Raw genomic sequence first — 19,487 nt, 5'->3', positions numbered from 1 at the left:
TGGGTAATCACCCGTTTCTGAATTTCAGTATCGCTAACTTTCTCCCCTTGCTGATAGAGGTCTTGACGCAACCGAATTGCATCGTTGTAGACCACACGAGCGCAACCGAACGTCTTCACCAGCATTAATCTTTGCAGGCGATTGGGATAAATTCGGTAGCGAAATCGTGCTTTCATAACTAACACTATAAGCGGGGTTGATCGAAAAAGCCGCCCTAGAAGGGCGGGGCTTGTACCCTTTCTTTTGGTCAAAGCTGGTCGGGGTCAATTCCTTGGGCCCGAAGCAGGGCCGCCAGGCGATCGGCCCGTTGGCGTTCCTGTTCTGCCCGTTGGCGTTCTTGGCTGGCCAAGTCCACCGCCGCCTGACGCTCCTGGTCGAGTTCCACAAAACTTAAAAATGGCCGGCCATCGGGTCGAATCAAAGCCAATCGATCGGCGCTCAGGTGGAATTGCACCGCTGTGCGGGGACTGGTCCAGGTTTGCCCAAACTCCACTTCTGCCAGTTGGCTGGTTTCGGGCGATCGCACCCAAACGGTTAACTCATTGCGGCCATAGTCGTAGAGGTAATATTCCTCAACGCCAAAGCGATCGTAAAACTGAAATTTTTTGAGCATTTCGCCAAACCGATTGCCCGGCGACAGAATTTCCACCACCACCTGCGGCGCAATTCCCGCTTCTCGCCATTGCAAATAGGAACTGCGCGGGCCCTTGGGCCGCCCAAACACAACCATAGTGTCGGGGGCTTGCCGCTGTTTGGGGTCGCCTTCCACGGGGTACCAAAGCAAGTCGCCGGCCACAAACACCTGTGGATCTTGCGCAAACAGCAGTTCTAGGTTGGCTTTGAACTTGGCAATCCAGTCAAAATGCTCAGTGTTCTCGGCCATGGGCTGTCCATCACAGGAAGGGTACTGCTGTTCGATCGCTCGGTGCTCGGCGGGGCTTGGGTTGAGGGCTGGATCCGGACGATCGCCCGGCCGATGAGCGGAGGAAGCCTGGGAAACCTCAGTGCTGATAACCATGCTGATGGCGACCTCTGGGAGATAGGCACAGATTGACTTCATTTTAGCGAGGGCCGAAGCCGGGGGCGATCGCCTTATGATGGGCAGGTTCTGCCGATCGCTTGCCCATGCCCGCTGCTGCCATTGACCTTGACCGCTTGACCCCGACCGATCGCCAGGCTTTGATCGATCATCTCTGCACCTTTGTCACGCCCGATCGCTGGGGGCGCATTCAGTCGGTCATTGCCCAGCGCACCCGCCAAATCACCGTGGTGCTGGAGGATCTTTATCAACCTCACAACGCCAGTGCTGTGCTGCGCAGTTGCGATGGCTTCGGCATTCAAGATGTGCATGTGATTGAAACGCGCAATCAGTTTGCACCGAACCGGGGGGTGAGCATTGGGGCCGATCGCTGGTTAACCCTGCGGCACTACCGAGAAGCCGCGCCGGCCCCCTCGAACACGGCCCGCTGCTTGCAAGATCTCAAAGCCAAGGGCTATACGCTGGTGGCCACCACGCCCCACGAACGCAGCACCACCATTCAGGCTGTGCCGATCGATCGGCCCTTGGCCATTTTGTTTGGCACAGAGCTGACGGGCCTCACGCCAGAAGCCTTGGAACTGGCGGATCACTACGCGGTGATTCCGATGTTTGGCTTCAGCGAAAGTTTCAACATCTCCGTGAGCGTGGCCCTGTGCCTCTATGACCTGACCACGCGGTTGCGGGCCGATCGCCCTGATTGGGCCTTGGATGCGGCAGCCCAGGCCCAATTGCAATTGGATTGGCTCGTGAAGTCCCTGAAGGCGGGCGATCAATTGGTGATGCAATTTGGGCGCGATCGGGGATGGATTTAGGGGAGGTCGATCGGTCGCGGCCAATCTTGCTCCTGTACCATTGACGATCGAGCGGGGCGGTGACCCCAATGGCCACCCGCAACGCCACTCGATTCAATCCCTTCGCAATCCGCAAGCTTTTCCAGAGTTTTTCCATGGCTCCCGAAACCGAAACGCCCCCCAACCTTTCCCCCTCGGAACCACCGCCCAGCTACGTGAAGTTGGCCATGCGGAACATGGTGCGCAAGGGGGGCAAATCCCTCCAGCACTTTGCCCTCACCACGATCGTCCTGTTGGGGGCGTTGGTGGGTTTGGCTTATCTCACCCGCTAGGATCTGCTCTCCCGAGGCCCAAAACCATGCGCGAATTTGAAATGGAGCTGGCGGAAGTGGACGACGACGCACCGATTTACGTCTGTGTGCAGGATGAGCCAACGGGCTACAGTCCCCTAACCGTGGCGATCGCGGATAGCACTTGGCAAGGTTGGTTTGAAACCTGGTTAGCTCAGCTAGATGCCCGATCGCCCCAGGACATGCCCTACTTGGTGGATCAGGTGGATCAGGCGGGCCAACTGCCGCCGCTGGAACTGAGCTTGCGGTTAACGGGCGATCGGGAAATCCATCAACTGAATTCGGAGTTTCGCCAGGTCGATCGACCCACGGATGTGCTGGCCTTTGCGGCCTTGGAGTGGGAAGCGCCCGAGGTGGATTTTGCCGATCTCGAAGAGGTGGACGATGCAGAATTGGGGGACTGGGCGATCGAACTGGGCGATGTGGTGATTTCCGTGGAAACGGCCCAACGCCAAGCCACCGAAGCGGGCCATGACCTAACCACGGAGTTAGCCTGGCTGGCGGCCCATGGATTCTTGCACCTGTTGGGTTGGGATCACCCCACGGAGCCGGAACTCAACCAAATGCTCGATCGGCAAACGGCCCTGCTCCAAGCGGTTGGATTGACCCCGCAGGTCGATCTCGCCAAGCTATTGGCTGGATAACAATCCATCGGCCAGGTTCCGGGCAAATTCCGCCCCTGGACTGGTTGATGGGTGGCTCGCCGACCGGTTGCTCCTGTTAATTTTTGATCTTGTTGAGATTCCGCCGACTCCTGCTGTCTGTTTTCCGTCGCGCCGCCTTGGATGTTCCGCCGCGTGCCCGCCGGTTTCCCCGTCATCCGTCGTCAGCCTTGATGAACGATTCACAGAAACCCCAAAAACCTTCACCATCCGCCACCCGCCGCGACCAAGCTTGGAAAATTGCCCCCAATTTGCTGATTAGCTTTCGCTATGCCGGTGCGGGGTTGGTGCATACGTTTTTGACTCAACGCAATTTCCGTCTCCATACGGTGGTGGCGGTGGTGGCGATCGGGCTGGGAGTGGGGTTGCAGCGTCCCCCGGTTGAGCTGGCCTTGGTGGGTTTAACGATCGGGTTGGTGTTGGCGCTGGAGTTGTTAAATACGGCGATCGAGTCGGTGGTGGATCTGACCGTGGGCAAGAACTACCACGACTTGGCCAAGGTCGCCAAGGACTGTGCAGCGGCGGCCGTGTTGATGGCGGCGATCGTGGCGGTGTTGGTGGGAGTGGTGTTGTTGGTGCCACCGCTGCTGGTCACCTTGGGCTGGTGGGGAGTCTGAAAACCAGTCTCACTGTCAAAGCGCCACGATCAGACTCTGAATTTCAGACTATGAATCTATTCGGCCCTGGTTAATTTCCAAAACCAGCGGCTAACCGTTGGCTGGCCGAACAACTAGCAATCGGCCGCCGCCAGCAGCGCATCCACATGGTCGATCGAGAGGCCCTGGTCAAGATAGCGCGGCTCCGTGGGCTTGAAAGGGGCCATGGCCCGATCGACCGCTGTAATCGTGGCATCGGGCGGCAAAACCGGCACATCCGGATCAAAAGCCGTGGGGCGCATCAGGGAGCTAGAAAAGCCCTTAAACACCATCACCTGATCCGGCTCGCCATCCACGATCGCATGGACAATCCAAACTTCGGTCGATCGCCCTTGGGTGTAGCGTTCCAGTCGTTGCAACAGGGTCATAGGGGGTCTCCTGTGAATGGATCTTCTGGAGAAGCATTTCAAGAGCGGCAACCCACATCAGCAATCCTCAATCAATGAAGTGCTTGTGAATTGCTCAAACCCATGAAGTCTTGAGATTGCGAAGTCTTGAGATTGGGAAGTCTTGAGATTGGCCCTAGCCGCCAATGCCCAACCGCCCGGCCAGACTGGGGGTGAGGGGCAACAGGGTCGCCACCATCAAAAACAACATCAACAGTCCCAACGCCGCGCGGGCATCGTCCGGCTCCGACAGTTCTTCCAAGGCGGGCCGCTCCAAGTCGCGCACCAAAAAGGCAATCACCAAGGCCCAATAGAGCGCCAACGGCGTGGCCAACGAAGCCAAAGCCAACACCACCACTGTCCCGATCGTGGTGCGGCGGGCGGTTTTGCGGCCGTAGATCGCTTGGACAATGCGGCCCCCATCCAATTGGCCTGCGGGCATGAGGTTAATGGCCGTAATCACCAACCCTAACCACCCGATCGCCACGAGGGGGTGAATATCCACCAAGGAATCCTGGAGCTTGGCCCCCAGCACCAGCTTGGCTAGGGTTCCGACCAAAATGGAGCCTTGGAAAAATTCCGAGGGAATTTGGAAAGGGCTGCCCGGCCCCGACAGCTCCAACCCCACCAACAACAGCAACAGGGACAGGGTTCCACCCGCCACCGGCCCCGCCAAGGCAATATCACAAAGGCTTTGGCGGTTGGGCAGCAAAGATTCAAACCGGTTAAAGGCCCCAAAAGAGCCAATCTGCCAAACGGGAAGGAAGTAGGGCAAGCTGAGTTTGACGTTCAGTTTGCGGGCCAGGATTTGGTGACCCAGTTCATGAACGCCCAAAATTGACAGCAGCCCCAGGGCGATCGGGAGGCTATCCATCACCCGATCGGGCGTGGAGAACAGGTCAAACCCTTGCAGCAACCCGGCCGACTCCAGACAGGTGGTGATCGTGGCGATCATCAGGGCCACCGCAAACAGCTTTTGCCCCAGGGAAGCGGGTTTGGGATCCGTGCTGCTGGGCAACACCACAAAGGTTGGCCGCTCGTCGGGCCCTTCCACCAAAAACAGCCGGTAGCGATCGCCCAGGCGTTCTGTCAGTTTTTGGCTTAAGTTGGCATGAACTTTCGCCGGTTCCCCGCGTAGGTTGCCCTTCAGGATTGCACCTTCCTGGTAGGGCACGGTTTCGGTGATGAAAAAGGTGTCAATGCCAAAGATGCCTTGAATGGTTTTCAGGTCTTCAGCGGGGATGGGAACCACCTCCGACATTCCGGGCAGGGGCGGCGTGGGCGGTTTGGGGGCGGCGGCCCCTTCGATCGCGGCCGATTCCGCATCGGGGGTGGTTTCCGGATGGGCCAAGGCCGAGAGGTTCGGGGGCGGTAACTCCTTCGCTGCGGCCCGCAATCGGTTGCCCAGGAAGATATATAACCCCGTGGACAGGGCCAACACCAACAAAATGCCCGCCAGGTTGAGATAAACGCCGGCCGCAAACAGCGCAAAGAAGGCCAACCAGGGCAACATCAGCGCCACCGATTGCAGCCAAGCCAGAATGCCCAGCTTGCCGAAGGGGCGGGCCCGGTAAAACCCCCAGCCGAGAATGACAAGGGCGGCGAGGGCGATCGCGCTGGTTGCCAAATTTTCGGAGGCAAGGGGCATGGCGGTTTCCGGTCTCAGTTCAGGAATGCAGTACGCCCCATCCTATCGCAGTTGCTTGGCCGGGGCGGATCGGGATTGCCGAACCGTTACGCGGGGCTGCTGGCGCTTTGGGCTAAGGTCAAGGCTTGCCGCAGTTGGCCGCCCCCTTGGGTGAGGAACTGTTCTGCCTGGGGCCGATCGACTCCGGCCCAATGCATCAACAGGGCGGTTTTGACGCGGTTGCCCGATCGATCCAGCAGATCTTCCGCCTCGGCACGGTTCAGGTTGGCCAAGTCGCGCACCATGCGCACCGCCCGATCACGGAGCTTGCTGTTGGTGACTGACACATCCACCATCCGATTGCCATAGACCTTGCCCAGCTTGACCATGGTCCCGGTGGACAGGATATTCAGGGCCATTTTGGTCACGGTTCCCGACTTCAGCCGGGTGGAACCGGCCAAGATTTCTGGCCCCACCAGCAATCGCAAATCCACATCCACCGAACCACCGGGCGGCGGCACTTGGTCGATCGGGACGCAGGCCAAAAAGACCGTTTTCGCTCCCCGGTGGGCCGCTTCGATCAACGCGCCTTGGACGTAGGGGGTTGTGCCGCCGGCCGTGATTCCCACCACCAGATCCCGATCGCCCACCGATCGCTCGGCCATGGCTGCGGCCCCATCTTCTGCTCGATCTTCCAAGGCTTCGGAACTGCGCAACAGGGCTGGCGGCCCCCCGGCAATGATGCCCTGCACCAGTTCGGGATCCGTGCAAAAGGTGGGTGGACATTCCGACGCATCCAGCACTCCCAGTCGGCCGCTGGTGCCTGCGCCGATATAAAACAGTCGCCCGCCCTGGGCCAAGGCCACTGCCGCGAGGTCGATCGCTCGGGCCAGGGGTTCCCGCGCCTGGGCGATCGCCGCCAGGGTTTTGGCATCTTCCTGGTTAAACAAATCCACCAGTTCCAAGGAAGACAGTTGATCCAGTGCCTCGCTGTTGGGGTTAGCCTGTTCCGTCAGCAAATGGCCTCGGTCGATCGCAGCAGCACACATGGCAAATTTCCACCCAATTCTAGATATCCCGCAATCATATGAAGTGAGCGGCCCAGCGGGAAATGATCAGGGGTTAATCAACGGCTGAAGGGGCCAGCCCATGGGCGATCGTTTCGCCCCAAGCATTCACAATCGCCAGAGCCGCCAACGGAGCCGTCACGGCCCGCAAAACCCGCCCACCCAAAGAAACCACCTGCCAACCAGCCGCTAAGGCCTGGTCTACCTCCGCTGGAGTCCAGCCTCCCTCTGGCCCCACGGCCAGGGCGATCGCCCGTGGAGACTGGGATTGTGCTGAAGCGGGGGCTGAAGTTGGGTTGGGCACAGGATCAGCCAGCAATTGCAAAGCCTGCCAAAGGTGGGGAGCCGATCGCCGAGCCACGCAAAGAAACCGCCCGTCATGTTCGACCATCTGGGCGATCGCGGCGGGCCAAGCCAGCGGCTCGGTTACCATCGGAATTGCGGCCCGCTCGGATTGCTCGGCGGCCTCTCGGGCAATGCGTCGCCACCGTTCCAGCCGGTTGCCATTGGGTTGCATCAGCGTGCGATCGCTCAGCACCGGCACAATCTCCGTGACACCCAACTCCGTCGCCTGCCGCACCACCTCATCAAACCCCGATCCCTTGGGCAAAGCCGCCAACAGCGTCAGGGTTTGGATGGGTTCGATCGGCTCCGGCAGGGGTTTCAGGGCGGTGGCTCCCGTGGACCCGAGACCAACCAACCACCAACGGCTGTCCCCGATTGGCTCCGGCAGCAGGGCCACCAGTCGATCGCCCGGTTCCAACCGCAACACCCGCCGCAGATAGCGATCTTGGTCGGCGGTGAACTGAATTTGGCCCCCATGCCATTGGGCCGGGTCGATCGCCAAGCGTTGGAGTTCCTTCATGCTGAAAAAGGGTTAATTGGGCGTTGTCTTGAAGGTGGATTGAACGTTGATTGAACGTTGGTTGAACGTTGATTGAGTGCTGATTGAACGCTGATTGAACGCTGATTGAACGTTAATTGCAGTTAATTGCACATCGATCGAACGTTGATTGTGCAGAGGGTGAAACGGGACTAAATCGCCAGAAATTGCCTGACAAAGCGTTGATGAGAAAAAGATCGAGCGAAAAGAGATTGAAAATGATTGCCAACTCAATCTGGGACTGACCCCAGCAGCCGATCGGGGAGCGGTTATGCTTCAACTCGTCGCGCTATTATGCGCAACATCGCCTCAACCCACTGTCTGATCCCGCTAGAACTGTCCCGCTAAGATTTCCTGTTGGTCTTTTAAGGAGTAGCAACCGTGTGCGGTATTGTCGGCTATATCGGAACCCAACCTGCGGTCAGCATTCTGCTTGAAGGGCTGCGCAAACTGGAATATCGCGGCTATGATTCGGCGGGAATTGCCACCGTTTGGGAAGGGCAACTACACACCATTCGGGCCCAAGGCAAACTCTACAACCTCCAAGCCAAGCTGGAGGGCTGGGAAATGCCCGCCCGCTTGGGCATTGGGCACACCCGCTGGGCCACCCACGGCAAGCCCGAGGAGCGCAACGCCCACCCGCATATGGATCCAACCCAAACCATTGCGGTGGTGCAGAACGGAATTATTGAAAACTACCGTGAACTGCAAGAGTTGCTGATTGCCGAAGGGGCCAGCTTCAGTTCTGAGACGGACACGGAAGTGGTTCCCCATCTGATCGCCCGTTGTTGGCGAGAGTTGGCGCAGGAGTCGGCCAGTGGTTGGTTGAGTGGGTCGCGCCTGATGGAGGCCACGCGCCGGGCGATCGGGCAGTTGAAAGGGGCTTTTGCGCTGGCAATTGTGGCGGCTGATTCACCCGACGAGTTGATTGTGGTGCGGCAACAGGCTCCCATCTCGATCGGGTTTGGACAGGGGGAATTTTTCTGTGCATCGGACACCCCCGCGATCGTGCCCTACACCCGCGCTGTTTTGCACCTGGACAATGGTGAAATCGCCCGTTTAACGCCGCTGGGGGTTGAAATTTACAGCTTTGAGGGCGATCGCCGGGTGAAATATCCCCACTTGCTCAACTGGAGTTCCACCCAAGTTGAAAAAGGCGGCTATCGCCACTACATGCTCAAGGAAATCTTTGAGCAACCGGGCGTGGTGCGCGATTGTCTCGCGGCTTATTTTGGCGGCATCACTCCCACCCCCAACTGTTCCGCCGACGGGTCGCCGGTCACCTTGGGGCTGCCCGCAGAATGGCTGCAGGATGTGCAGCAAATTCAAATCCTGGCCTGTGGCACCAGTTGGCACGCCAGCTTGGTGGGTAAGTATTTGTTGGAAGGGCTGGCCGGTGTGCCCACCTCGGTACAATATGCCTCGGAGTTTCGATCGGCCCCATCCCCAGCAGGCCCTTGCACCCTGACGATCGGGGTGACCCAATCGGGCGAAACGGCCGACACCTTGGCAGCCCTGGAGGTCGATCGCGAGCGTCGGGCCCAGTTGGCCCCGGAATTCCAGGCGCGATTGATTGGGATCAGCAACCGACCGGAAAACACGATCGGGCGGATTGCCGATTACGTGATTCCAACCCACGCGGGCATTGAAATCGGTGTAGCTGCCACCAAAACCTTCGTCACGCAGTTGCTCGCCTTCTATGCCCTGGCCATTGATTTGGGCGTGCGGCGGGGAACCCTGGCGGTCGATCGCGCCAATGTTCTGATTGAAGGGCTGCACCAACTGCCCCGCCACATTGAACATATCCTGGACAAACAAAACGCCAAAATTGAAGCCCTGGCCCACGAATTTAGCGAAACTCGCGACTTTATTTTCATTGGGCGCGGTCTCAACTTCCCGATCGCCCTGGAAGGGGCCCTCAAGCTGAAGGAAATCAGCTACATTCACGCGGAAGGCTACCCGGCCGGCGAACTGAAACACGGCCCGATCGCCCTGTTGGATGACAAAGTGCCCGTCGTGGCGATCGCGACCCCTGGCAATGTTTACGACAAGGTGATGTCCAACGCCCAAGAGGCCCGGGCCCGCGATGCTCGGCTCATTGGCGTGGTGGCGGAAGGGGATGCCCTCGCGGCCGATCTTTTCAACCCGTCCATCTCGGTTCCCGTCACCGATGAGTGGCTGTTTCCGGTCTTGAACGTTGTGCCCCTGCAACTGCTGTCCTACTACATCGCCGCCCGTCGGGGCTTGGATGTGGATCAACCGCGCAATTTGGCTAAATCCGTCACGGTGGAATAGTCCCGATCGCTGATCGAAACCCGTCAACTCTTGTAGGGGCGTACGGCCGTACGCCCCTGCCCGGATTTTCTCGGTCTTAAGTTGAAGCCAATAGTAGTGGTGCGCCCCTACCCAATCACCTGTGACGCAGATCGATGGTGCATGGGCAACAAACTAAGTGGTGCTCCTCGAATCTAAAAACAGCCCTATAAGAAATCCTAAAATTTTTGACTGATATAAATTTCCGAATCGTTATTACGAGTTTTTACTCATTTTTCTGCATTATATCTTCCTACACGACTAGGACTGAAGGATCAGAAACTTGAGCTTGCGATTGCCACTGCGAGTCATTTTAGTTGTGCCCTTTGTGCTGCAAATTCTGACGGCCGTGGGACTCGTTGCTTTCTTCTCCTTTAAAAATGGCCAACAGGCAGTACGAAACTTAGCCAGCCAGCTTATGGATAGTACCACCCAGCGAGTTGACGCAGAACTCGACTCCTATCTAAAACTACCTAAGCAGTTGCTGGATGCTACCGCTAAAGCAGTTTCGACAAACCAACTAAATCTATCTAATCCCCGAGCTAGAGAACTATATTTTTGGCGACAGTCCTCTGCATTTGAATCCATTAGTTACATTGGCTGTCTACTACCCAGTGGTGCTGCGGCTGGGGCTGGGAGATGGATTGATCCAAAACAAGTCACTCTATATGAACACCATCCCAAAATTAATCTTGCTAAGGAATATAGTAGTGATCAATATGGCAAACGCTCTCAGGAATTACAGCGCTATTTTGCTGATCCTATCGATATTGATCGATCCTATGCAGAAATCAATCGTAAACGAGGATTTTCTTGGGGATCAGTTTATGAATATGTAGGAAAAGACTTAGTTGTTAATCCGAAGTTGGCCTCTGAATTAGCTCAAGCAATCATTGAATCAAATTACTATATTGCCCTAGGCGCTCTTTATCCATTGTTTGATGAAAATAATAGACTTTCAAGTATATTGTCAGTCGATTTACAATTAGATCATATTAGTAAATTCTTGCGAAATTTGAAAATTAGTCCTTCTGGGCAGATCTTTATTATTGAGCGTAATGGTCTATTAATTGCTAGCTCTAGTCGGCAACCGGTCTTTGCGAAATTAGGCGATCAAAAAACACTTCGCTATAGCGTCAAAAATATCCCTGACGCAATAATTCAAAATACGGCTCGGAAAGTTCAACAACAACTCGGCAACTTCCAAGAAATTCATCAGGGTCATACATTCATGACCTCCATTAATCAGCGTCAGCAATTTGTGCAAGTAACCCCCTGGCAGGATCCAGATGGCATCGATTGGCTCATCATTATCACAGTTCCAGAGTCAGATTTCATGGAGGCCATTGATGCCAACACACGCATGAGCCTGTGGCTCTGTTTTGGGACGGCTGTGATCGTCACTGTCTTGAGTATCTGCACGGCAAATTGGATCACTAATCCTGTTTTTAGCTTGCAGAGGGCAAGTAACGCGATCGCCAGTGGCAATCTTAATTTACTGATTAAGGAGAGTAAGATTGTTGAGCTTCAAGGCTTGGCGCAATCTTTTAATCAAATGGCAACTCAGCTAAAGCATTCCTTTGAAATTTTAGAGGATCGCGTGGCGGAAAGAACTGCGGAATTAGAAGCTGCAAAAATTGCGGCCGATGCAGCCAATCATGCCAAGAGTGAATTTTTGGCAAATATGAGCCATGAACTGCGAACACCACTGAATGGCATCTTAGGCTATGCCCAAATTTTGGCGCGATCGAAAGCGCTTACCGATAAAGATCTCCATGGTATTGATGTTATTTATCAATGTGGTTCGCATCTGCTGACTCTTATTGAGGACATTCTGGATCTGGCCAAAATTGAAGCTCGAAAGCTGGAGCTTGACCCAAAACCAGTTCACCTGGAAACTTTCCTCCAGGGGGTGATTGAAATTTGTCGGGTTCGTGCAGATCAAAAAAATATCGAATTTTACTATCAACCAGATCCTAATCTGCCAACAGGAATTTTAGTAGATGAAAAACGCTTAAGACAGGTACTCATTAATCTAATGGGTAATGCCATTAAATTTACTGACTATGGTTCCGTTACCTTAATGATTAATCGAGTGGTTTCTGACTCATCCCATCAGTCTCAGCTTGATTTAACCACTCAAGATCACTGCTGTTTGGAATTTAAAGTTATTGATACAGGAATTGGTATTGCACCAAAAGATATCCAGAAGTTATTCCGATCCTTTGAGCAAGTAGGTGAATCAGGGCGAAAAGCAGCAGGCACCGGTTTGGGCTTGGCTATTAGCCAAAAAATTGTCTCCCTGATGGGTGGAATGATTCAAATCAAGAGCCAACTGGGTGCAGGAAGTCAGTTTTTCTTTCAACTGAATGTTCCCCTAGCAACAGATTGGTTGCAGGAGTCGGTGAAATCCATGGGTGAAGTGGTGGGTTATCAAGGTCTGAAACGCTCTATTTTGATTGTTGATGATGTTCCAGATAATCGAGCGGTTTTGCGGAATTTATTAGAGTCAGTTGGCTTTTTAGTCATAGAAGCGGATCAAGGGCAACAGGCTTTAGGAGAATTGGAACGCCAACTACCCGACTTGATCATTACGGATTTGTCAATGCCTGTGATGGATGGGTTTGAACTGATTCGACAGATCCGTCGTCATCAACAATGGGCCAGCTTAAAGGTCATTGTTTCGTCGGCTTCCGTGTCCCAGCTCGATCGACAAATGAGTCTAGATGTTGGTGGCGATGATTTTCTGGAAAAGCCAGTCAAGGCCGATCGCCTCTTTAGTCTTCTGGCTCAACATTTGGGCGTGATGTGGCAACTGGAAAAGCAAGACTCGGTGCAGCCCGCTTCATTCGACAACCCACAAGACCGAATCGCTCCCCCCCTCACAGAACTACAATCCTGGTTGTATTTGGTGCAGGTCGGCCGTCTTCAAAAGTTAGTCACTGTGGTGGAATCACTGCTGCAAGAATCTGCCACAACCCCAGATGAGCATCTGGATTCCAGTTCCTATGAGCCTTTTGCACGAGATGTGTTGCACTTAGCCAAGCAGTTTAAATTAGAAGAGCTTGAGGAAATGATTCAGGCTGCGATTGTTAATTCCTAGGGTTGATCCCTCGATCGCCACTAATCATAGAGATTAGTGAGAATTATGGATAGTGCCGTAATTCAGTAATGATGAGCTGGTGAAAGTCTTGCGGTGTAGGCGATCAGTCACCAAAAATCATCACCTCACAGGCACTACCAGAACTTTGAATTAAGGCTTTGAAAGCCTCAGAATATAATGAATGGGTAACAATCCGTTAATTGATCAAAAGCTTCGAGCAATTAAAGCTATGATCAATGAGCCAAAAATTCATACGTTGGCGTTTAATGTATCAAAGATAACGTTTGGTATCAAAAGTTATACTTGATCAAATGTGAATTTGATCAAATTGATATTCGATTAAAACAATATAAATTGTAAATTAGTTGCAAATTGATGCGTTGACTAATTATTTTTAGCTGAAAGATTGCTGTTGACTTGCTGAGTGACCTAACGCTAACTATGACGGATCTTGTGCTGATTGTTGATGACACCCCTACTAATTTAGATGTGTTGTCTTTGACCTTGAGTAATTCAGGATTTGAGGTGGCGATCGCAACGAGTGGTGAACGTGCTTTGCAGCAAGTTGCCAGGTGTTTGCCCAGCCTGATTTTGCTGGATGTCATGATGCCGGGACTGGATGGATTTGAAACTTGTCTGCGGTTAAAAGAAAATCCTGAAACTGCTCAAGTGCCGGTTATTTTTATGACCGCGCTCACGGATATTAAAAGTAAGATGCGCGGGCTGGAAGTGGGAGCCGTTGACTATATTACAAAACCGTTTCACACCAAAGAAGTGCTAGCTCGAATTAGAACCCATTTAAGGCTTTATCATTTAACAGAAAAATTAGCCCAAGAAGTTGAAAACGCGACCACTGAGCTACGAGCTTCGCAGATGCAGCTTGTGCAGAGTGAAAAAATGTCTGCCCTGGGAAGCCTCATTGCTGGTGTGGCCCATGAAATCAATAATCCTGTGGGCTGCATTCTCGGAAATATTCAGTTGGCAGAAGATGCGTTAGGCGACTTATTCAAAGTCATTAGGGGTTATCAACAGGAACTGAAGGAACCGAGTCCTGAGCTATTGAAACTGCTGGCTCAAATTGACTTGGATTATTTACAGGAAGATTTGCCGAAGTTGCTGAATTCGATTAAAGGCAGTGGTGAAAGAATTACGACAATTAGTCGTAGTCTGAGAACCTTTTCTAGAATGGGAAGCGATCGCCCACAGCTTTTCAATGTGCATGATGGCATTGACAGCACATTGATGATTTTGCGCCATCGACTAATTTACAAAAAAGATCGTCCAGCAATTGAAGTAGTGACAAATTATGATGAAATCCCAGATATTTTGTGTTTTCCAGATCAGTTAAATCAAGTTTTTATGAATATTTTAGCGAATGCCATTGATGCGCTGGATGAAATGGTCAGTGATTGGCAAGAGACTAATCCGCTGCCAGATGTGCTGAAAATTACAATTAGGACTCGGGTTGATGGCGAATTTTTGTCAATCAAGATTGGTGACAACGGCAAGGGAATTCCGGAGCAGATTAAGCCCCGAATTTTTGAGCATTTGTTTACGACGAAGCAAATTGGCAAAGGAACGGGTTTGGGACTGGCGATCGCCCATCAAATTGTGACCGAAAAGCACTTGGGTACTTTGACGGTGGAGTCTCAGGTGGGGCAAGGTACTGAGTTTGAAATTCGCTTGCCCACTCAGCTAGACGTTGAATCTGAGCCTGCTTAATGGCTGGGTTGCTGGCAATTTGAGGGATTGTTGAGCACCAGATGCGTGGTTTGGGGGTTTTCCCCAGGCATAGGCAACCGGTGCTCAGATTTAGTTTTTGGTGAGACCATGCTCCAGGGCAAAGCGGACTAATTCGGTGCGGCTGTTGGTGCCGGTTTTGCTGAATAGGCGGCTGACGTACTTTTCCACATTGCGCACGCTGGTATCTAACCGGCGAGCAATTTCCTTGTTCATTAGCCCCTCGGCGACCAAATTCAAAACACTTTGTTCCCGAGGGGTCAAATCCACGGCGATCGGGGGCGGGGTGGGGGTGATGCCGCCGCGTTGGGTCAAGATGGCTTTGATTTCCGCAATTTGCCGAGCCAAATCAGCAATGTCATGTTCGCCATCACCCGTCGGGGCGGTCACTTCATCCCGTCGGCGCAGTAGGTTTTCGACGATCGCCACCAGCTCATCGGGGTCAAAGGGTTTGGATAAATAGGCATCGCAACCGGCGCTATAGCCTTGGATGCGATCGCCCGTCATGCCCTTGGCGGTCAGAAAAACCACGGGAATCGATCGAAACCGGGCATCATCCCGCAACTGCTGCAAAAACTGGTAGCCATCCACCTTGGGCATCATCACATCGGAAATGACGAGATCCGGGGCAAATTGCTGCACCATTTCCCATCCTTCGGTGGCATCGCGGGCAACACGCACCGTGAAACCACTGTCTTCTAGATAGGCTTGCACCGCTTCCCGGAGACTGGGTTCATCATCAACTAACAGCAATTGAGCAGACATGGGACTGAGAAGAAAGGAAGGAGGAACGGAACAGGCAGGATGGCAACCAGCCCCAGGGGCCGATCGGTCGGTTTGGAAATCCTGAACCCTAGCCTAGCGGTTGTGGGTGCAGGGCTATCGATCGCGCGGTGGTGTTCGTGGCTGGGTTGCGCTGGGCCAGGGCGGCCCAGGTGGTGGCATCGGCCTGGCCAGTGGGGGCCAAACCCCGATCGCCCTGGAACTGATGCAGGGCGGTGGCGGTGGTTGCGTCAAAGTGGCCGGTGATTCGGTGGTCAAAGTAGCCTCGGCAGCGGAGCCGGGCTTGCAGTTCGGCCACCCAAGGCCCCCGATCGCCCGTTTGCAGGGGCTGATCGGGCCGGATCGGCGCAACGGTTGGTCTGGGGGGTGGGCTGGGCCGTTGGGGGTTGCCTTCTACCCAACGCCAAACCCTGGCATCGGCAATGCCGGTGATCGGCACGCCCCAGGCCCGCTGTAATTTGCGAACGGCTCGATCGGTCAGAGGGCCGTAATACCCCGGTTGATAGGGCGCGCGCAACAGGCCCTGACGTTGGAGGGCGGCTTGCAGAACGGCCACGCGATCACCCCGCTGACCGGGATAGAGGGTCGATCGGCTGGGGGGCGCTTGCCCTTGGGGCCAAGGATCGGCCGGCAAAGGACGCGCGGGAGTTGCTTGGCGATCGCGGCTAATGGTTTTGGCCAGGCGATCAACGGCGTGATTGGCGCTGTGGGTGGCGTTGGGCTGGGCGCTGGTGGGTGTTGCGTCCGGCGGCAAGGGGCGATCTGCGCCGGGCCCGTAGGCCAAGCCGCGATATTTCAACACCACCGATCGGGGCCAGGGCCAAGCCGCCAACCCTGCCGCCAGCATCGATCGCCCCGCTTGCAGCACAAACTCACAGCCCCGGTATTTGCCGAGATATGGGCCGATCGTCACGGAATCGCTGACCCTGGATGGGGACATCGAGGGGCGATCGGGATTGTCCTGGGCAATGCTGGGGGCCGGGCGTTGATAGGCCAGACCGCGATATTTCAACTCCATGCCTTGATTTAATCCGATGGCGAAACGGGATGCCAATTACCGCTTGGCTCCGCTGACTTCTGGCCGGCCGTACTGGCGCAAAATGTCCGCCAGGGTGGGATAGGCCGTTTCCAGGCCAAAGCTGGCCGGCGACCAAATTTGGTCATAGGTAAAGTGCCGGTAGGCCATGCAGAACCGATCCCAGGGGCCCATCTGGATGTTGAACCAGTCAATTAGCCGATCGGCCAAGCCCACCGACAGGGGAATTTTCAGCCGCGCTGGTCGCCCCTTCAGCACCGTGGAAGCAATATCCACCAATTCATTAGCGGTCAGGGCCGGCTGACCCAACACAAAATGGCGCGGCCCGGGTTCCGACGGTGGATTGAGGGCCAAGTGGGCCACCACCCGGGCAATATCCGCCGCATGGACAAAGTGAAAGCTGCCATCCACCTTCAGCCGCCGGATCAAGCTGATGTAGCGCAGGGCTTCCGGCAGGCCTTTGGTGGGTTCTGAGTAGGGTTTATCGCGATCGCCCCCCAAGACGATCGTCGGATAGATGGCGGTGATGCGATCGGCTAGCGGGCGATCGGTCAATTGCTGGGTGCATTCGGCCTTGCTGCGAATGTAGTCCGTGCCGAGTTGCAGGGCTTCCGAAAGCAAATGCCCATCCCGCCCCAAGACGCTGGCCGTGGAGAAATACAGAATCTGATCGCAGCGATCGGGATCCAGCCCATCCATCAGCGCTTGGTTTTGACCCACGTTCACCGCAAAGGTTTCCGGCCCGCCCCAACAAGTCGCCGCCAGGATCGCCGTTTGCACCTGCTTCAGGCGATCGACAAAGCGATCAAGCTCGCGCAAATCGCCCGCCAGCACCTCAATTTGCGGGTGATTTTGCCAATCAAATTGCAATTTTTGGGGACTGCGCACCAACAACCACAGGGGGCGATCGGTCAATTGCAACAGGCGATCGACCAAATAGTGGCCCACACAGCCGCTCGCCCCCGTGATCAAAATCGGCCCCATATGGCTTGGTTGCTCCCCGCCCCGATTGGCTTGTCTGAGTGCAGCCGGGCAATCTTAACAAACCGGCGTGCTTGTGATCTAGATGGCAACACCAACCGATGAGGCGAATGGAAGGGCCACGAGGTTGCTAGGGTGCGACGGGGGTAATCAACTTAAATGGCGGTTTAAATGGCGGTTGGATGTTGTTCCCGAGTCACAAAAATGCATTGCACCGTTTCCCGATCGAGGGCGGCTCGGGTGCGACCAATGCTGACGATATAGGACGGAAACCGCTGCTCGATCGCAATTTGATTTCCCGGCAAAATGCCCAGCGCCGTGAGCTTGCGGAGCATGGCATCATCCTGGGTTTCCAAATGGGCAATCCAATGGGGATCGCTCGATCGAATCGTGGACAACGCATTCATGGCAATCAGTCTCCAGAGGTAAAAAACGGGCTAGGACGAATAGGATTGCTCAGGGTTAAAAGGGTTGATTTTTCCTAGCCTAATTGTCCCAGACAAGGGGCTTAAGTCCCTTGTCCCCCGAGATCTTGCAGTGGCAGGATGCAAGCCTCGGGGATTGGACGATAGCCCCCTATACCCAGCGTTCAAAAATCACTGCCCTAGAGCACAATATGAAACAGATTTAGCCCCCAATTCAAAACATAGCCAACTGCCAAAGCGAAGGGGAAAATAAATGACACCATCAACAGGGCAGTTTTGACACCCCGCTCCTTGATGATCATCTGCAATTGGGCAATGCAAGGCAAAAACAGAGTCAGCACCACTGCTGCAATCAGCAGTTGATCGCCCGTGAGCTGACCGCCCTGCTGCAAATCAAACAAACCCGCAGCGCCATAGTCCCGCCGGAAGAACCCATAGAGCAAAATAGGTGCGGTTTCTTTGGGCAAACCCAAACCTAGAGCGATCGGCTCAATGCCGCTAATTAGCCAATCAAAAATTCCCGTTAGGCGACCCACCCAAATAATGGCCGAAGCCCAAATGAACAGCGGCAATACTTCCCAGAAATACCACTTCATCCGCACCCAAGTTTTGGTGATCACGTTGCGGATTTTGGGCAGGCGCAGAGGGGGCAGTTCAATATAAAACTGAGCCGCAGAACCGGGCAGGAATTTATCAATTAAGAAGCCGGCCAGCAGGAAAATGCCCACGATCAACCCAGCCCAGGTGACCAAAGCCGCCGGGCGCTGGGCCAGGAGTCCCAAAATCACACCCCATTGGGCTGCACAGGGAATAGCCAAGGACAGCAAAAAAGTGGCGATCAGTCGTTCCCGCTTGGTTTCCAGGGTGCGAGTAACGATCGTGGCCATGGTGTCACATCCCAGCCCCAAAACGATCGGGATAACAGCTCGGCCCGAGAGGCCGATCGCCTTAAACAGTCGATCGAGCATCAGGGATAACCGAGGCAAATAGCCGCTATCTTCTAGCAGGGAAAACATTAGAAAATAGGTCGCCACCACCGGCAGTACAATCGCCGTGGCGTAGCGAATTCCGAGGGTAATAATCCCGTAGTCATGGGCAAAGAGATCCTGCAAGGCGGGCCAGGGAATTACTTGCTCCGTGACATGGTTCACAACGGGGTTAATTTGTTCCTCAAAGAAGGTTTCAATCCGATCGACCAGTTCCCCGGCTCCGAATTCCCCAACGAATTTATAAACCCCCCAATAGAGCACCAATACCAAAATGGGAAAACCCGAAATGGGGTTCACCGTTAGCTTATGGATCCGCTCGCCCCAACGGCGCTGGCTGGGGTTCGGTTCCGCTAAGGTGTTTTGTTCGATCGCCTGGGCAAATCCTTGGCGTGCCTGGGCAATTTCCAGCGAAATCGGTCGGCTGAGTTGGGCTTGGGTCGTGGCAATTAATTGCTCTAGATCCTGTTGTCGATCGCCCGGTAATTGCTCCCACAAATTGGGGTCTTTTTGCAGCAACAACAGGGCAAAGCTGCGGGATGACAAGTGGCGATCGGCAAAGTCTTGACCCCAGCCCGATCGCCACCAAGTTTCAATTTGGGCGATCGCCACTTCGATCGGCTCTAAATATTGGATTGTTAGACTCATTTCTGTTTTCT

At 54.6% G+C, this 19,487-nt stretch carries 18 protein-coding genes; 7 read left to right on the top strand and 11 right to left on the bottom strand.

Annotated elements, in window-relative coordinates:
• Window positions 1-176, bottom strand: a 176-nt coding sequence (locus H6G53_RS19255; protein ID WP_190532378.1) for a helix-turn-helix domain-containing protein, incomplete at its 3' end; no start/stop codon positions are given.
• Window positions 177-247: 71 nt separating this feature from the next.
• Window positions 248-1,018, bottom strand: coding sequence for a Uma2 family endonuclease (locus H6G53_RS09700; RefSeq protein WP_190532375.1), 771 nt, complete (start codon window positions 1,016-1,018; stop codon window positions 248-250).
• A gap of 107 nt (window positions 1,019-1,125) precedes the next feature.
• Between H6G53_RS09700 and H6G53_RS09695 the strand changes: the two genes are divergently transcribed.
• The 4 genes from H6G53_RS09695 (at window position 1,126) to H6G53_RS09680 (ending at window position 3,459) form a co-directional block, all read left to right on the top strand.
• Window positions 1,126-1,851 carry an RNA methyltransferase gene (locus H6G53_RS09695; RefSeq protein WP_190354646.1) on the top strand — a complete coding sequence of 242 codons (726 nt, stop codon included), beginning with the start codon at window positions 1,126-1,128 and terminating at the stop codon, window positions 1,849-1,851.
• A gap of 134 nt (window positions 1,852-1,985) precedes the next feature.
• Window positions 1,986-2,162, top strand: a complete 177-nt coding sequence (locus H6G53_RS09690) for a DUF3285 domain-containing protein (protein WP_099534142.1) — start codon at window positions 1,986-1,988, stop codon at window positions 2,160-2,162.
• A 26-nt stretch (window positions 2,163-2,188) separates the two neighbouring features.
• Window positions 2,189-2,824, top strand: coding sequence for an rRNA maturation RNase YbeY (ybeY, locus tag H6G53_RS09685; protein WP_242030839.1), 636 nt, complete (start codon window positions 2,189-2,191; stop codon window positions 2,822-2,824).
• 89 nt (window positions 2,825-2,913) lie between these two features.
• The gene (locus H6G53_RS09680) at window positions 2,914-3,459 is read left to right on the top strand and encodes a diacylglycerol kinase family protein (RefSeq protein ID WP_242027884.1); all 546 of its coding nucleotides are present in this window, start codon (window positions 2,914-2,916) and stop codon (window positions 3,457-3,459) included.
• Between the two features lie 113 nt (window positions 3,460-3,572).
• Here H6G53_RS09680 and H6G53_RS09675 read toward each other — a convergent pair whose 3' ends face one another.
• The 4 genes from H6G53_RS09675 to H6G53_RS09660 form a co-directional block, all read right to left on the bottom strand.
• A complete protein-coding gene (locus tag H6G53_RS09675) occupies window positions 3,573-3,866 on the bottom strand; it encodes a hypothetical protein (protein WP_099534049.1) in 294 nt (97 codons plus the stop codon).
• Window positions 3,867-4,020: 154 nt separating this feature from the next.
• Window positions 4,021-5,532 carry a site-2 protease family protein gene (locus H6G53_RS09670; RefSeq protein ID WP_190532372.1) on the bottom strand — a complete coding sequence of 504 codons (1,512 nt, stop codon included), beginning with the start codon at window positions 5,530-5,532 and terminating at the stop codon, window positions 4,021-4,023.
• Window positions 5,533-5,618: 86 nt separating this feature from the next.
• Window positions 5,619-6,560: an N-acetylmuramic acid 6-phosphate etherase gene (murQ, locus tag H6G53_RS09665; protein WP_190532369.1), complete on the bottom strand. Its 942-nt coding sequence runs from the start codon at window positions 6,558-6,560 to the stop codon at window positions 5,619-5,621.
• A gap of 73 nt (window positions 6,561-6,633) precedes the next feature.
• A complete protein-coding gene (locus H6G53_RS09660; protein WP_190532366.1) occupies window positions 6,634-7,443 on the bottom strand; it encodes a 16S rRNA (uracil(1498)-N(3))-methyltransferase in 810 nt (269 codons plus the stop codon).
• A gap of 399 nt (window positions 7,444-7,842) precedes the next feature.
• Between H6G53_RS09660 and glmS the strand changes: the two genes are divergently transcribed.
• The 3 genes from glmS to H6G53_RS09645 all read left to right on the top strand — a co-directional run bounded on the left by glmS (window position 7,843) and on the right by H6G53_RS09645 (window position 14,599).
• Window positions 7,843-9,756: a glutamine--fructose-6-phosphate transaminase (isomerizing) gene (gene glmS / locus H6G53_RS09655; RefSeq protein ID WP_190532364.1), complete on the top strand. Its 1,914-nt coding sequence runs from the start codon at window positions 7,843-7,845 to the stop codon at window positions 9,754-9,756.
• 337 nt (window positions 9,757-10,093) lie between these two features.
• Window positions 10,094-12,877: a response regulator gene (locus H6G53_RS19250; RefSeq protein WP_190532361.1), complete on the top strand. Its 2,784-nt coding sequence runs from the start codon at window positions 10,094-10,096 to the stop codon at window positions 12,875-12,877.
• Between the two features lie 441 nt (window positions 12,878-13,318).
• On the top strand, window positions 13,319-14,599 hold the full coding sequence (locus H6G53_RS09645) for a sensor histidine kinase (protein WP_190532358.1): 1,281 nt from the start codon (window positions 13,319-13,321) through the stop codon (window positions 14,597-14,599).
• 90 nt (window positions 14,600-14,689) lie between these two features.
• Here the strand turns inward: H6G53_RS09645 and H6G53_RS09640 are convergent, their stop codons facing one another.
• The 5 genes from H6G53_RS09640 to H6G53_RS09620 form a co-directional block, all read right to left on the bottom strand.
• Complete coding sequence (locus H6G53_RS09640; protein WP_099534036.1) at window positions 14,690-15,382, bottom strand: response regulator transcription factor; 693 nt, start codon at window positions 15,380-15,382, stop codon at window positions 14,690-14,692.
• Window positions 15,383-15,470: 88 nt separating this feature from the next.
• Window positions 15,471-16,412 (bottom strand): peptidoglycan-binding protein, encoded by a 942-nt coding sequence (locus tag H6G53_RS09635; RefSeq protein WP_190532355.1) that lies wholly within the window; start codon window positions 16,410-16,412, stop codon window positions 15,471-15,473.
• Between the two features lie 42 nt (window positions 16,413-16,454).
• The gene (locus H6G53_RS09630; protein WP_190532352.1) at window positions 16,455-17,420 is read right to left on the bottom strand and encodes an NAD(P)-dependent oxidoreductase; all 966 of its coding nucleotides are present in this window, start codon (window positions 17,418-17,420) and stop codon (window positions 16,455-16,457) included.
• A 164-nt stretch (window positions 17,421-17,584) separates the two neighbouring features.
• Complete coding sequence (locus H6G53_RS09625; RefSeq protein ID WP_099534029.1) at window positions 17,585-17,824, bottom strand: FeoA family protein; 240 nt, start codon at window positions 17,822-17,824, stop codon at window positions 17,585-17,587.
• Window positions 17,825-18,021: 197 nt separating this feature from the next.
• Entirely contained in the window at window positions 18,022-19,476 is a 1,455-nt protein-coding gene (locus H6G53_RS09620) for a ferrous iron transporter B (protein ID WP_099532347.1), read from the bottom strand.
• Window positions 19,477-19,487 lie beyond the last annotated feature (11 nt).

This window comes from Limnothrix sp. FACHB-406 (assembly GCF_014698235.1).
Classification (GTDB): Bacteria; Cyanobacteriota; Cyanobacteriia; order CACIAM-69d; family CACIAM-69d; genus CACIAM-69d.
Note: the sequence above shows the minus strand (reverse complement) of the source record. Positions and strands in the feature narration are given on the sequence as shown.